The sequence below is a fragment of the Pseudomonas sp. GM48 genome (genome assembly GCF_000282335.1).
In the GTDB taxonomy this organism is placed as follows: Bacteria; Pseudomonadota; Gammaproteobacteria; order Pseudomonadales; family Pseudomonadaceae; genus Aquipseudomonas.
In genome coordinates, this window is record NZ_AKJM01000104.1 from 1 (window position 1) to 14264 (window position 14264).

A 14264-nucleotide genomic window follows, 5' to 3' on the forward strand; every position below is an offset into this window, starting at 1 on the left:
CGGTAAAGCCGATGTACCACCATCGTGTTTTGAAGTCGTTTTTGGCCGACAGCGGATCGACGGCTTGGCAGGCGCTCATCAGTAACATTGCCAGCAAGGCAAACAGGACTTTCATGGTGACAGCCTCCATTCATGGTACATGAGGGTGGTGCACTCGTACGGCATCCGCCGTGGGGACATGGGCATAAGCCAGTTCGAATCGGGTGCTGCGAGGTCCGGAGAGAAAAGTCGGGTTCCAGTTCGCCGACTGGTGGATGTAACGGAGCTTCAGCAGTTGCTCTTCGGCAGCGGTCAGGCTGTAGTCCCCCGCGACAAACCGCTCACACATGGACTGAAGTTCGACAGGCGGAGCCAATTCGGGATCTTCTTGAAGGTCGTCAAACTCAACCCCATGCTTTTTGGCGGCTTCATACATCACCCGCAAGTACACCAGCGCCAGTCCGGCACAGACCTTGCGCCGTAGCTGCAAACCGACAAACACCCGCTTCTGTTTCGGCGCTGCCTGCTCTCTGGGGGCAGGCAGCAGCTTGACGGGATCTGGAGTCACCAGTTCCAGCATTTCCAGTGGCCAACCCTTGGCGTGCCATTTTTCCCGTTCCTGCTCGGCCTCGCGGTAGATCGAGGTGGTTTTGACCTCGGTGAATTCGCCCACGTCCAGGGCTTGCAGGGGGCTGAGTAGCACGCACTCTTCGACGTCATCCCGGTAACCCCCGCCGATGTCCGAGTGGGCTCCCGGCAGGCTGATTTCCGGATGGTCCGGGCCGACCCGGTTAAGGGCGAAGTTGGCGCGGTATTCGTCCCGCGCCACCAGTTGCAGAACGTTGGGGAAGAAACGCGGCGCCAAATGCAGCTTGACCCCGGGGGCAGCGGGGCTGCGCACATACCCCAGGTTGCTCAGGCCACCCACGGAAGCGACGGTGTCGAACAGACCGATGAACCCGGTCTTGACCCCTTCACCGAACACCTTGCTGAAGCCGCGGGCGAACAGGTGGTCCGGCAGGTACAACGTATCTTCCAGCGGGCTGTTGATGCCGACCATGCACAAGTAGGCGAAGTGGCGGGCGGCCGCCGCGCCACGGCTGAAGCCGAAGACATCGAAGATCAGGGACTGGATCTGTATGTTTGGGTTGTCATCGTGAAAACCGCGCAACCTTAGTTTGACTTGACGGAATGCCTGAAGCACTCGGGCCTCGATACCTGTCTCACCACGACCAAACGCGGCACCCAGGAAGCTGTCTTGCCCGCCTGCGGTTGTACCAATGCCGTCGATGTAAACCTTATCGAATGCCTCTTTACGCTGGATGATTTTTTCCTGGTCGGTAATCGCCATATACAACTCATGCAACCGCTTAACATTCGTCACTTCCCCCCCATAACTGCTCTCAGGGTCCCGCATATACGGCTTGCAACTGCCATCCAGATCGTCCTCCGACACCGGATGATGAGCCCCGCATTTGCGCCCCATCTCGACATTGAACGGGTTGTTGCCGGTGCCGTCGAAAAATACGCCGATGCGCAGGGTGACCTTTACGCGTGCCGCTTCTTCCCGGGCCTTTTTTTCTTCCCACGCCTGGTTGGCCTGCTCTTCGCGCGCCCGTTGTCGGGCCAGCATTTCGGCGTATTTGCGTTGTTCCTCTGCCGCATCCCAGTGCTTGGGCTGTCGGGCGCGGGCCTTGGCCTGGTCGCGGCAGACGGCGCAGTGGTACCCCTCAAGATCCTGTCCCATGAGTGCATTCCTTTCAGCGAAATGCCCCTCCCTGGGCGTCAAATCAAGTGATCACGTTTTAGGGACAAGCTTGCACGCTGGGGGTATGGCGATGCTGTCGGTCGTGTCTTGAGCGCGTGTGGGATTAGGAGGCCTGTGTTGAGGTCCGTGGCTGTCAGAAAAGCCTTCAGCCAATCAATACACGGAAGGGGCGAGACGGATGGGGGGCTTTTGTATGAGGTTCAAGGGCATGCGCCTCGGCAATGCCTGAAAAAAACACAAAAAAAAGCCGCCAGAATTGGCAGCAGAAAGTTAAAGCACGCATTGGATGGCCTGAGTATGGAGCTCACAACATGACGATTCGATGACGGCTTGATGGCCATTCATCAGATGCCGAAAATCCAGCGACTGTCGATTAATTGTGGCGAGGGAGCTTGCTCCCGCTGGGTTGCGTAGCGACCCCAAAATCAGGTGGTGCGATTTGCCAGACAAACTGCACTGAATGATTTTACGACTGCTGCGCAGTCGAGCGGGAGCAAGCTCCCTCGCCACAGGTTTTCTGTTGAGTCAGTAAATCTCCGGCACGATGATTTCCTGCGGCACCGGGACGCGTGAATAGTCTTTCTGCCGGACCCGCTGCGGCAATTCGATCACCGGCAGCTCGACTTCTTCATAAGGCATCTGGTTGAGCAGGTGGTGGATGCAGTTGAGCCGGGCCTTTTTCTTGTCGTCGGCCTGCACCACCCACCATGGCGCTTCGGCAATGTGGGTGCGCTCGAGCATGATTTCCTTGGCCTTGGTATAGGCCTCCCAGCGGCGGCGCGACTCCAGGTCCATGGGGCTGAGCTTCCACTGCTTGAGCGGATCGTGAATGCGGCTGAGAAAGCGCAGGTTCTGTTCCTGGTCGGAAATCGAGAACCAGTACTTGATCAACTGGATGCCGGAGCGGGCGAGCATGCGCTCGAATTCCGGCACGGTGCGGAAGAACTCTTCGTACTGGTCGTCATTACAGAACCCCATGACCTTCTCGACCCCAGCGCGGTTGTACCAGCTGCGGTCGAACAGCACGATTTCCCCGGCGGCGGGCAGGTGCGAAACGTAGCGCTGGAAATACCACTGCGTGCGTTCGCGGTCGTTGGGGGCGGGCAGGGCGGCCACCCGGCAAACCCGAGGGTTGAGGCGCTGGGTGATGCGCTTGATCACGCCACCCTTGCCGGCGGCATCGCGGCCTTCGAACAGGATCACCACTTTGTGCCCGGTTTTCACCACCCAGCTCTGCAGTTTCACCAGTTCGCCTTGCAGGCGAAACAGTTCGGCGAAGTAACGGCGCCGGGCTTCTTTCTCGCTGCCATCCTCGATGTGTTCATCGAACAGTGCGTCCAGGTTGTGTCCGTCTTCCGATAATTCCAGTTCCAGCTCTTCGTCACTGATATCGAGCAGCTCGCGGTGGATGCGCTGGATCAAGGTGTCCTGATTGGAAAGCATGGTGAGACACTCGCGTCATGGGTGGCACTGCCGATCCTGGACAAAGTTTGTTACGAAGTGGTGATGCCCGCTGGTGTCATCTTGGTGTCATCGAAGCAATGGCAAGATCCTCGCAATCCGTCTTGAGTGCCCGGCGGCCGTCAGCCTGCCGGCAGATGAATGTGCAAGGAACCCTCGTATGAAAGACGCCCCGCTGTTTGCCGCCATCGACCTGGGTTCCAACGCGTTTCGCCTGATAATTGGCCAGTCAGTGAGACGGAACCAGCAGATGGTGATCCAGGAAGTGAAAACCCTGCGTGAACCGGTGCGTCTGGCCGAAGGCCTGCAGGGCGGGGCACTCGATGAATTGGCGCTGGACCGTGGCTGGCAGGCGCTGGCGCGATTCGGCAAGAAGTTGCGTGGCTTCGAGGCCGGGCGCGTGCGGGCGGTGGCCACCAGCGCGGTGCGCGAAGCGGACAACGCGCCGCTGTTCCTGGCCAGTGCCGAGCGTCACCTGGGCTTTCGCATCGACGTCATTTCCGGTCAGGAAGAAGCGCAACTGGTGTACGCCGGCGTGGCCCACACCTTGCCGGCGCAAAGCACGCGGCTGGTGGTGGATATCGGCGGTGGCTCCACGGAAATGATCATCGGCCGTGGCGACCAGCTGCTGGTCACCGAGAGCATTGCCATCGGCAGCGGAACCTTCGGTGCGCATTACTTCCACGGCGGGCGGATCGTGGCTGAAGCGCTGCTGGAGGCCGAACGCGCGGCCACCGTGCAATTCGAACGCATTGCCCGCCGTTACCGCGCCATGGGCTGGCAGCAGGCGATCGGTTCTTCCGGGACGGCGCGGATGCTGGCCAAGGTGCTCAAGGCCAATGACTTGAATGATGATGGTCAAAGCGGCATCACCTACGGCGGCCTGTTGCGCCTGTCGTTGCGGCTGCTGGAAGTCAAACATGTCAAACACCTCAAGTTGGCGGGTTTGCCCACCCATCGCCTGAGCATTTTGCCCGGCGGTCTGGTGGTAATGCTGGCGGCGTTCAAGGTGTTCGGGATCACGCATATGATTGCGTCTGAACCGGGTTTGCGGTTCGGCGTGCTGCATGGATTGATGAGCAAACACTAAAATCTTCCAGCCGGGGTAAACCATGACCGAGCCACGTCGCGTACTGTTTGTCTGCGCCAGAAATGATGTTCGTTCCCCCATGGCCGAAGCGCTGCTGCGCCACATCGATCCTGCCGACTTCCAGGCCTTCAGCGCCGGGCTTGAGGTCAGCGAGATCGATCCGCGCACGTTCGAATCCCTCGATCACATCGGCGTAGATGCCAGCGGCTTGCGCAGCAAGTCCCTCGAGGATTTCGAAGGCCAGGCGTTCGACTACGTCATCACCCTGTGCGACAAGTCTTCCGAAGAAGCCTTGCGGATGCCGTTCTCCGGCGAAGTGATCGTGTGGAACTTCGAAGACCCGACCACCAGCGAAAAACACGAGCCATTCCGCCATACCCTCCAGGAAATCGGCGACCGCATCAAAATGTTCATCACGGTGAAAACCCGGCCCTGATGCGAATGCCGTCAGTCAGCAGCGCGCAAAAAACCTCGAACGCTGTCTACCCTCATCGGTCACAACCCTCATGAAGAAGGTGGAGATGGCGATGAAAACGGACAAGGTTGAAACAAACGAAGCCTCGGCGCTGATCGACGAAAGAATCCGCGAACTGGCGGACTGGCGCGGCGAAACCCTGGCGCGCATCCGCCAGATCATCCAGCAAGCTGACCCCGAAGTGATTGAAGAGTGGAAGTGGCGGGGTGTGCCGGTGTGGTCCCATGCCGGCATCCTGTGTACCGGGGAAACCTACAAGCAAGTGGTGAAGATCACCTTTGCCAAAGGCGCGTCGCTGGACGATCCGTCAAAACTGTTCAACGCAAGCCTTGAAGGCAATACCCGCCGTGCGGTTGATATCCACGAGGGCGAGCAGATCAACGAAACGGCGCTGAAGGCATTGATTCAGGCGGCTATTGAACTCAATGCATCCCGAACCCAATCCAAAAAATAAGCCATGCACAAGTCCCTGTGGGAGCGGGCTTGCTCGCGAAGGGGCCTTCACATTCAATATCGTAGGTGACTGGACTATCGCTTTCGCGAGCAAGCCCGCTCCCACAGGGATTGCGTCCATTTGACCACTTGGGATATCCCCGACCACCGTGTTCCAATAGCCATCCGGCAATACCCGACTGGAAACGGAACATGAAGAAAATCGCCGCATTGACCCTCGCCATGGCGCTCACCGCTGGCCTGTTCAGCACACCCACCCTTGCTGCGGGTGATGTCCAGGCCGGGGAGAAAGTCTTCAAGCGCCTCTGCAGTGGCTGCCATCAGATCGGCGAATCGGCTCGCGCCTTCTTTGGCCCGCAGCTCAATGGCGTGATCGGTCGTCACTCCGCCGCCACCACGGACTATGTGTATTCCGACGCGATGAAATCTGCCAACCTGGTCTGGGATCGCGAAACCCTGATCGCCTACCTTGAAGCGCCGAAGAAAGTGGTGCCCGGCACGCGCATGATTTTCTGGGGCCTGAGCGATCCGGAAAAAATCGAAGACCTGTTGGCCTATCTGCAAACTTTTCCGGCGCAGTAATCACTCGCCCAGGTTCTCCACCAGCCATTGAGTGAAGCTGCGTGCCATCGCCGTGTTCTCGCTGTCACGGTGCGTCAGCAGCGCCCAGTTCGGGCCGCGGATGGTTTGCTCCACCATCGGCTGCAACAGCCCGGTGGCCCGCGCCTGTCGACTCAGCAACTGGCTCACCAGCGCAATGCCGAGCCCGGTGCAGGCCGCGTCCAGCAGTAAACCCGGATCGGAAAAATTCAGCCCCTGATCCATCTGCCCCACATCAATCCCCGATTCCACCGCCCAGTGGCTCCAGTCCATTTCCCGCTCGCCATGCAGGGTGGTGCGCTGTTCCGCCGGCACCGCCAACAGGCTCGGGTGGCATGCCGGGTAGAGGCGGTCGGCGTGCAGCACCTTGAAACTGCACTCGGCCTGGGAACTGATGTCGTCGCGCACCGCCAGGTCGATGGTCTGGCTAGCCATGTCCGGTATTTCATCGGTGCTGAAGATCCACAGATCGACCTGCGGATGCTGGCGACGGAAATCCCCCAAACGCGGCAACAACCAGTGCCGGGCGAACGCCGGGGTGGTGTTGAGCACCAGTTGATTGGGTTTCTGGTACTGCCCCAACCGGCGAATACCCACGGCCAGTTGCTGCAACAACGCCTGGGTGGTGCTGAGCAAGTCGTGACCGGCATCGGTCAGGCTGACGCTGCGCCCGCTGCGATAAAACAACGGTTGTTCCAGGTACGCCTCAAGGCTGCGGATCTGCTGGCTGATCGCCGACTGGGTGAGGTGCAACTCGTCGGCGGCCTTGTGAAAACTGCCCAGCCGGGCGGCGGCTTCGAAGCCGCGCAGGGTGCTCAGGGGCGGCCAGTGTTTGAGCATATTGATAAGTTCCTCTAATCAGTTGCCTGCAAAATCCATCGTTTGTTTGCCCGTTTTACCAGCCGTAGCATGCATGCCAAGACCGCCAAGGCAGTTTTCATTGAACACAATGACTTAACTTAGAGGTGCTTGTCATGCAGCAGAACGTTATTCAAAACAGCGGTTGGATGATGCCAGCCGAGTGGGTCACCCACGCCGCCACCTGGATGGTCTGGCCGCACAACAAGACCCTGTGGGAGTCAGGCTGGCGGGTGACGCTGCCACAGGTTCAAGAGGACTTCGCCCGCGTGGCCAACGCCATCGCCCGCTTCGAACCGGTGAAGCTGGTGGTCGATCCTTCAGCCGTCGCCAGCGCCAAAGCCTTGTGCGGGCCGAACATCGAGTTGATCGAACTGGCGGTCAATGACAGCTGGTGCCGCGACTCCGGCCCGAGCTTCGTCTGCCACCCGCAGCAAGGCCTGGCCGGTGTGAGCTGGCGCTTCAATGCCTGGGGCGGCAAGTCGGCCCACGATCTGGACGAAAGCCTGGCCCGCCGTGCGCTCAATCATTTGGGCCTGGAGTGTTTCGGTACGGCGCTGAGCAACGAGGGCGGCGCCATCCATGTGGACGGCGAGGGCACGCTGATCACCACCGAGTCGGTGCTGCTCAACCCCAACCGCAATCCGGGCGTGACCAAGGCCGAGATCGAAGAAATCTTCAGCCGCCTGCTGGGCGTGAAGAAAACCATCTGGCTGCCGGGCGATCCGGACTACGTGACCGGTGACATGACCGACGGCCATGTCGATGGCGTGTGCGCCTTTGCCCGCCCTGGCGTATTGCTGGTGGACGCCACCCACGACCAACAATCGGTGTACGCCGAAGTCGCCCGGGAGAACCGTCGCGCCCTTGAGCTGGCCACCGATGCCCAGGGCCGCCAATTCGAGTTGATCGAACTCTATGAAGCCACCGATGCGGTGGACACCGAGGCCGAAGTGTTCTGCGCCTCCTACACCAATTTCTACATCGCCAACGGCGCGATCATCATGCCGGCCTACGGCATCGATGCCGATAATGTCGCTGCCGAAGTGCTGGCGCGGGCGTTCCCCGGTCGCGAAGTGGTGCCGGTGCGGATCAACCATCTGGCCCATGGCGGCGGCGGTGTGCATTGCATCACCCAGCAACAGCCAGCCTGGCCGGTGCGGGGTTGATGCCATGACGCTTCTGACCATCGCCACCACCCAGATGGCCTGCAACTGGGACCTGAAACACAACCTCGACCAGGCCGAGCAACTGGTCCGCGAGGCCGCGGCCAAGGGCGCGCAAGTGATCCTGTTGCAGGAGCTGTTTGCCACGCCGTACTTCTGCATCGAGCAACACCACAAACACTTGGCCCTGGCCGAGGAGTATCGCGACAGCTGCGTGCTCAAGCGCTTCGCCGCGCTGGCCAGGGAACTCGGTGTGGTGCTGCCGCTGAGCTGGTACGAGAAGGCCGGCAATGCCTACTTCAATTCGTTGAGCGTGGCCGATGCCGACGGGCGCCTGTTGGGTGTGTATCGCAAGACCCACATCCCCAACGCCATTGGCTATCAGGAGAAGGAATACTTCAGCCCCGGCGACAGCGGGTTCCGGGTCTGGGACACCGCGTTCGGGCGCATCGGCCTGGGCATCTGCTGGGACCAGTGGTTCCCGGAAACCGCCCGCTGCCTGGCCTTGATGGGCGCCGAAGTGCTGTTGTTCCCGACCGCCATCGGCTCCGAGCCGGGTTGCGCAACCCTGGATTCGCGCGATCACTGGCAGATGACCATGCGCGGCCACGCCGCCGCCAACCTGCTGCCGGTGGTGGCGGCCAACCGTGTCGGCCGGGAAGCGGCGACCACCGACCCGACCCTGCAAATGAGCTTCTACGGCTCGTCGTTCATCTGCAATCACAAGGGCAAATTACTCGCCGAAGCCGACCGTGACAGCACTGGCGTACTGGTTCACACCCTGGACCTGGCGGCCATGCGCGAAGACCGCCTGACCTGGGGCATCTACCGCGACCGCCGTCCGGAAATGTACGGCGCCTTGCTGACCCAGGACGGTCGCCAGATCCACTCACGCTGGGCAACCCAAGGGGTGTGACATGAACACGATCAACAAGCTGTGCCTGGCCATGGGGCTGGCGCTGACCTGTGCGATGCCTGCGTTGCACGCCGAGGAGAAAACCCTGCGGCTGTACAACTGGGCCGACTATTTTGCCGAGGACACCCTCGGCAAGTTCACCGCCGAAACCGGGATCAAGGTGATCTACGACGTCATGGACGGCAGTGAAACCCTGGAAGCCAAGATGCTCGCCGGCGGCAGCGGTTACGACCTGATCTTCCCCGGCGACACCGTGGCCGAACGCCTGATGCGCGCCGGCAGCCTGCAACCGCTGGATCAGTCCAGGCTCACCGCCCTGAATGACGTCGAGCCTGGATTGCAGAAGCTGCGCTCGCACTATGAGCATTCGAGCAAAGCCACGGTCCCCTACACCTGGGGCACCATCGGCCTGACCTACAACGCCGGGCAGATTGCCCAGCGTGCGCCGGATGCGCCGGTCAATAGCCTGGACATGCTGTTCAAGCCGGAACTGGCGGCGAAGTTCGCCGATTGCGGCATCTCGATGATCGACTCGCCGGACGAAGTGCTGGCCGTGGTGCTCAACTACCTCGGGCGCGATCCGCGTAGCGCCAAACCGGCGGATCTGGCGGCGGCGAGTGAACTGCTGATGAAACTGCGGCCGTACATCCGCAAGTTCCAGTCGCAACCGGTAACCGACCTGGTCAACGGCAACCTGTGCATGTCCCTCGGCTACAGCGGCGACATGACCCAGGCGCAGCGCACGTCGGACAGTGCCGGCAAGAAAACCACCTTCCACTACCGCATTCCCCGCGAAGGCACCACAGTGTGGATGGACACCATGGCCATTCCCGTCGATGCCCGGCACCCGGAATACGCCTACGCTTTCATCAACTTCGTGATGCGCCCGGAAAACATGGCGGCCATCAGCAACTTCACCGGCTACCCGACCTCCAATGCCAAGGCGCGGCCGGACGTCGATGCCGCGATGCGCAACAACCCGGACATCTACCTCGATGAAGCCACCTACGCGCGGCTGATTCCCGGCAAAGACATTCCCCAGGCCGACATGCGGGCGCGCATGCGCACCTGGACCAAGTTCAAGACCGCTACCGTTAAATGATCACCGGCCGGCCCGAGGGTCGGCCAAACCCCAGATTTCAGGAAAATACATGCCAACTCGTCGAACATTCATCAAGCAGGTATCGGTTGTCGCCGGAATGGGCGCGGTGGCGTCCATGGGATTGGGCTTCGGGTCCATGCCGGTGCGAGCGGCCGAAAAAGGCAATTGGTACATGCCCGATGAAGGTGACAAACACCAGCGGGCCTTCATCGCCTTCGGCGCACAGGCCGCAATCTGGGAGGATTTCACGCCCCACGTGCAAGACGCCCTTGGCCGTATCGCCCGCAGCATTGCCGAATATGAACCGGTCACCGTGTTCTGTCGCCAGAGCGAACGGCGCCTGGCCGAAGACAAGTGCGGCAGCCACAACACCACCTTCGTGATCACCGAACTGGATGACATCTGGATGCGCGACATCGGCGCCAATTTTGTCGTCGATGGCAACGGCGATCTCAGCGCCCTGGACTTCAACTTCAATGGTTGGGGCAACAAACAACAGCATGCAGACGATGCGCAACTGGCCGCTCTGGTCGCCGAAAACGCCAAGGCCGATTACCAGCGCAGCGAACTGGTGGGCGAGGGCGGTGGCATCGAAGTGGATGGCCACGGCACCGGGATCATGACCGAAAGCAGCTGGATCAATCGCAACCGCAATCCGGACTGGACCAGGGCCGAGGTCGAAGCGGAACTGAAAGAACGCCTGGGCCTGCGCAAAATCATCTGGCTGCCGGGCATCAAGGGCAAGGACATCACCGACGCCCACGTCGATTTCTATGCGCGCTTCGTCAAGCCCGGCGTGGTCATCGCCAACCTCGACAATGACCCCGAGTCTTACGACTACAAGGTCACTCGCGCCCATCTGCAGATCCTGGAAAACGCCACGGATGCCGATGGCCGCAAGTTGCAGGTGCATACCGTGTCGCCGCCGCTCAACCCGCGCAACAGCCGGTTCAGCAAGGACAATCAGGACTTCGCCGCCGGCTACATCAACTACTTCGTGATCAACGGCGCGGTCATTGCTCCGCAGTTCGGCGACGAAGAAGCCGATGACAAAGCCTTCGACCTGCTGTCCGAACTCTACCCGGACCGCAAGGTGGTGCAGCTCGACATCGACGCGATCTCCGCGGGCGGGGGCGGGATTCACTGCGTGACCAGTCACCAGCCGTTGGTGTGATGATTTCAGTTTTTACACAACTAATGTGGGAGCGGGCTTGCTCGCGAAAGCGGAGTGTCAGTCAACATCTCTATCGACTGGTTCACCGCCTTCGCGAGCAAGCCCGCTCCCACAAGGGTATTTGTTGAATCAGATAAATCAGGCCTTACTGGCCTTCAGATAAGCACCGAGGCGCCGGCCCATTTCCTCGCCCAGCGCCTGCAAGCCACTCAGCGGCCGCACCATCACTTCGAACTCGACAATCCTGCCCTGTTCGTTGAAGCGGATCATGTCGATCCCCTTCAACTCTTTCTCGCCGACTCTGGCGCTGAATTCGAGAATCACGTTCAAGCCATCCGCCGTGGCCAACTCGCGGTGATAGGCAAAATCCTCGAACACGTTCACGACTGTATTGAGGATCATCGACACCACCGGCGCCCCCGGATACGGCTTGTGCGCCATCGGCGAACGGAACACCGCTTGCGGATCGAGCAATTCGGGCAAGCCGCTCAAGTCGCGGTTGCCGATCATCGCGTGCCACTGCTTCAGGGACGCTGCGACATTGGGGTTCAGGTTCAGCTCAGACATCTTCAACTCCTGTTTTTATTGTTGTGGTGCGAAAGCGTTGGTCGATAACCCTGGCGGCATCGTCGGCCCATTGACGGTAGAGCATCGGCCCCGGATGAAAACCATCGCTGGCCATCAAGCCCGGTGCGGGTGCCAGCGGGGTTGTCAGCATCGTACATTGATCCACTCGTTCCGCCAGATCCGCCAACTGTGCATTGAAACAACGTGCCCTGAAACCCAGAAACCAGCGCAGCGGCTGGGGCAGGGCGGGGAACAGATGCATGGGCGGAAGCGGCGACAGCACAATTTGCTTCACCGCGAATTTGTCGCACAACAGCGCCATCAAGCGCCGTTGCCGAGCCAGCCACTGATCAACCGCCAATGTGCTGGTGACATCGTTGACACCAATCGACAACAGCGCCACATCGAACGGCTCGGCGGCGTGCTGTTCAAGCAGCTCCAGCAACCCTTGCGCATCCAGACCGGTGCGCGCCCAGAGTTTCCACGCCACCTGATAATCCTCGGCCAGGCGCTCGACCAGCCGACCGCTGAGGGCTTCGCCTTGAGTCGCCGCACCCACACCCGCGGCGGCGCTGTCGCCGACAATCAACACGCGCAGAACGTCGCCGCTGCCGGCCTCGCCCTGGCGTACACCTTCGGCCTCTGGCAACCTGGGCGTCACTCGACGGGTATACAGGCCCTGCACCAGCAACAACGGGCCGAGCAGGATTTTGGCGAGAGTTTCAGTGTGGCTCATGGGCAGGCGCCTGATTGAAGAGAGATTACCCGGCGAACTCATCATCGAAGATGCTCTCAATAGGCAGCGCAAATGCCCGGGCAATCTGAAACGCCAAGGGCAGGCTGGGATCATAGCGGCCATTCTCGATGGCATTGATGGTTTGCCGCGAAACATTCAGCAACGCCGCCAGATCGACCTGAGACCACTTGCGTTCGGCACGCAGTTCCTTGAGACGGTTTTTCATTGATAGCGCCGCTTGGCAAGTCTGAGCCCGATCATCCACATCAGGCCCATCACTGGCCACACACAGACCCAGGACACGTGCGGAAAGCCGACATTCTCCAGAAAGCCGTAGGTGAAGGTCAGCAATGCCGAAGCGGCAAAGGCAAAACCGAGCGCTTCGTACTGGATACGCAAGTGCATTTCGTCCAGCGTACGCATGTTGCGCACCACTGCCCAACACATCAGCCCCGCAGGAATCACAGGCAACAACGTGATGATGATCTTCAGGGCCAAGGCCATTTCTTGCTGATCCTTGAGCACGATGACCGACAAGATCAGCAATACCGAGTACAGCGCTGCTGCGGCGCCCATTTCCATGTAATAGCGTTTCATTGCTTTTCCCTGATGTAAAAGACCCTTTACATATTCGGCGGTTTTTTCAGCGGTGTAAAGGGTATTTTACATTTGGCACGCCGGTTTTCCATTGGCGCAGATCGCGTATTTGCATTGCCATTGCCAGCCTGCCGACGGGGCAAGGCACGTTGTTCAAGCCGTAATGAAAAACCCTGTAGGAGCGAGCTTGCTCGCGAAGGACTCAAGAGCGCCGCAATTAGTCAGTTAACACGCGTTATCGTTAACGCCCATCGCGAGCAAGCTCGCTCCTACAGTAGGCAATGTCATCGCCCAGCGATACACAGCTCTCCGGTCGCACGAATCATCGCCTGGTCATGCAGGTAATCCTTGGTCAGCGCGGAGCGTTCGGTGGCCAGCCATTGCGGGCAGTTCGGGTCTTTGCGGTAGGGCAGGAACGCGGCGTACTGCGTGAGCAGCAGGTTCTGCAGCTTGTCGAGCTTGGGCCGGATGTCGTTGTTGAGGTCTGGCCGTGGCGTGTCCGGCGCCTTGTGCGTCGCTTGCCATTGCGCGATCCGGCCGTATTGCACCAGTTTGCTGGCTTCGATCTGGGCGGCGATCAAGTCGGCAACGTCGTCGGGGTCGAGTTTGCGCTGGGTGGCTTGCATGCGGGCGTTGGCGATCACTTGCGCTTCCCGGGCGTTGTCCTGGACCGGTTTGCCGCTGTCCCACTTGGTCAGCGCCACCAGCTCGCTGATGTACAACCGCTCATTCATCGTCGCCAGCAACGGTTGCAAGGCATCGGGCGCCGGGGGCGTCGTGCCGGCCTGGGCACCGCCTGCGAAAAAACCGAGCAGGGCGCAGGCCAGCCAGTGCGGCAGGCGTGGGGAACGGGGCATGGGCAGAACCTCCTTGGACGCAGAAATCACTCAGGCTTGTTTATCACAAGTGCGGCCAGGGAACGATAGGTTGCGAAGGATTCAGGCCAGCAACCGTTCAATCTGCGCCAGCTCCCAGGTACTGAGCAAACTCACCGGGTCGGTGCCGAAGCGCTGCCCGTTGTCGAACGCATACTCACGGCCATCGGGGCTTTGGCCGTGCAGGCAGTGGCACAAGCGGCCGGCATCGACTTCAAGCGTCAGGCGCCAGCCGTCGATGTCGACCAGCACAGCGCTCGATGTGCGCGGATCATCCAGACGCTTGAATGTACGAATGCCCTGGGCGGCATCGCGCAACGGCTGGTAAACCTCGCGGGCGGTGAGGGCGGGCATAGTGGTCTCAGGTGTGAAAACGGGGAGGCACAGGATAGATCATCGGCCCGCAAAAAAGCCCGGCAGATCTGGTCCGGACTCTGTAGGAGCGAG

Annotated in this window: 17 protein-coding genes; 8 read left to right on the plus strand and 9 right to left on the minus strand. The window is 60.4% G+C overall.

The annotated features are described in order from the left end of the window. Positions 1-130: 130 nt before the first annotated feature. Positions 131-1726, minus strand: a complete 1596-nt coding sequence (locus tag PMI28_RS11270; protein ID WP_007988350.1) for a phospholipase effector Tle1 domain-containing protein — start codon at positions 1724-1726, stop codon at positions 131-133. Positions 1727-2272: 546 nt separating this feature from the next. After that, positions 2273-3190, minus strand: coding sequence for a polyphosphate kinase 2 (gene ppk2, locus PMI28_RS11265; protein WP_007988352.1), 918 nt, complete (start codon positions 3188-3190; stop codon positions 2273-2275). A 178-nt stretch (positions 3191-3368) separates the two neighbouring features. Here ppk2 and PMI28_RS11260 point away from each other — a divergent pair, with 178 nt between their 5' ends. The 4 genes from PMI28_RS11260 (at position 3369) to PMI28_RS11245 (ending at position 5808) form a co-directional block, all read left to right on the plus strand. Further along, the gene (locus PMI28_RS11260; RefSeq protein ID WP_007988354.1) at positions 3369-4298 is read left to right on the plus strand and encodes a Ppx/GppA family phosphatase; all 930 of its coding nucleotides are present in this window, start codon (positions 3369-3371) and stop codon (positions 4296-4298) included. Positions 4299-4320: 22 nt separating this feature from the next. Further along, positions 4321-4734: an arsenate reductase ArsC gene (locus tag PMI28_RS11255; protein ID WP_007988357.1), complete on the plus strand. Its 414-nt coding sequence runs from the start codon at positions 4321-4323 to the stop codon at positions 4732-4734. Between the two features lie 91 nt (positions 4735-4825). Next, positions 4826-5227 carry a DUF1801 domain-containing protein gene (locus tag PMI28_RS11250; protein WP_007988359.1) on the plus strand — a complete coding sequence of 134 codons (402 nt, stop codon included), beginning with the start codon at positions 4826-4828 and terminating at the stop codon, positions 5225-5227. Positions 5228-5418: 191 nt separating this feature from the next. Continuing rightward, positions 5419-5808, plus strand: a complete 390-nt coding sequence (locus PMI28_RS11245) for a c-type cytochrome (RefSeq protein ID WP_007988361.1) — start codon at positions 5419-5421, stop codon at positions 5806-5808. On the opposite strand, the gene PMI28_RS11240 is transcribed toward PMI28_RS11245, so the two are convergent. After that, on the minus strand, positions 5809-6666 hold the full coding sequence (locus PMI28_RS11240; protein WP_007988363.1) for a LysR substrate-binding domain-containing protein: 858 nt from the start codon (positions 6664-6666) through the stop codon (positions 5809-5811). Positions 6667-6800: 134 nt separating this feature from the next. On the opposite strand from PMI28_RS11240, the gene PMI28_RS11235 reads away from it, so the two are divergent. Genes PMI28_RS11235 through PMI28_RS11220 form a run of 4 tightly spaced genes read left to right on the plus strand, consistent with a single transcriptional unit; the run spans position 6801 to position 11042 of the window. Continuing rightward, entirely contained in the window at positions 6801-7853 is a 1053-nt protein-coding gene (locus PMI28_RS11235) for an agmatine deiminase family protein (RefSeq protein ID WP_007988364.1), read from the plus strand. A gap of 4 nt (positions 7854-7857) precedes the next feature. After that, positions 7858-8766, plus strand: a complete 909-nt coding sequence (gene aguB / locus PMI28_RS11230; RefSeq protein ID WP_007988366.1) for an N-carbamoylputrescine amidase — start codon at positions 7858-7860, stop codon at positions 8764-8766. Between the two features lies 1 nt (position 8767). Next, on the plus strand, positions 8768-9868 hold the full coding sequence (locus tag PMI28_RS11225; RefSeq protein ID WP_007988367.1) for an extracellular solute-binding protein: 1101 nt from the start codon (positions 8768-8770) through the stop codon (positions 9866-9868). A gap of 49 nt (positions 9869-9917) precedes the next feature. Beyond that, a complete protein-coding gene (locus PMI28_RS11220) occupies positions 9918-11042 on the plus strand; it encodes an agmatine deiminase family protein (protein WP_007988369.1) in 1125 nt (374 codons plus the stop codon). 138 nt (positions 11043-11180) lie between these two features. Here the strand turns inward: PMI28_RS11220 and PMI28_RS11215 are convergent, their stop codons facing one another. The 6 genes from PMI28_RS11215 to PMI28_RS11190 all read right to left on the minus strand — a co-directional run bounded on the left by PMI28_RS11215 (position 11181) and on the right by PMI28_RS11190 (position 14171). Then, positions 11181-11609 (minus strand): nuclear transport factor 2 family protein, encoded by a 429-nt coding sequence (locus PMI28_RS11215; RefSeq protein ID WP_007988371.1) that lies wholly within the window; start codon positions 11607-11609, stop codon positions 11181-11183. After that, complete coding sequence (locus PMI28_RS11210) at positions 11602-12345, minus strand: SGNH/GDSL hydrolase family protein (RefSeq protein WP_007988373.1); 744 nt, start codon at positions 12343-12345, stop codon at positions 11602-11604. The genes PMI28_RS11215 and PMI28_RS11210 overlap by 8 nt, the downstream gene beginning before the upstream one ends. Positions 12346-12370: 25 nt before the next feature. Further along, positions 12371-12571: a helix-turn-helix transcriptional regulator gene (locus tag PMI28_RS11205; RefSeq protein ID WP_007988375.1), complete on the minus strand. Its 201-nt coding sequence runs from the start codon at positions 12569-12571 to the stop codon at positions 12371-12373. After that, positions 12568-12942: a hypothetical protein gene (locus PMI28_RS11200; protein ID WP_007988377.1), complete on the minus strand. Its 375-nt coding sequence runs from the start codon at positions 12940-12942 to the stop codon at positions 12568-12570. The genes PMI28_RS11205 and PMI28_RS11200 overlap by 4 nt, the downstream gene beginning before the upstream one ends. 284 nt (positions 12943-13226) lie before the next feature. Beyond that, on the minus strand, positions 13227-13799 hold the full coding sequence (locus tag PMI28_RS11195; RefSeq protein ID WP_007988378.1) for a chorismate mutase: 573 nt from the start codon (positions 13797-13799) through the stop codon (positions 13227-13229). 81 nt (positions 13800-13880) lie between these two features. Continuing rightward, positions 13881-14171 carry a DUF7693 family protein gene (locus PMI28_RS11190; protein WP_007988380.1) on the minus strand — a complete coding sequence of 97 codons (291 nt, stop codon included), beginning with the start codon at positions 14169-14171 and terminating at the stop codon, positions 13881-13883. Positions 14172-14264: the final 93 nt, after the last annotated feature.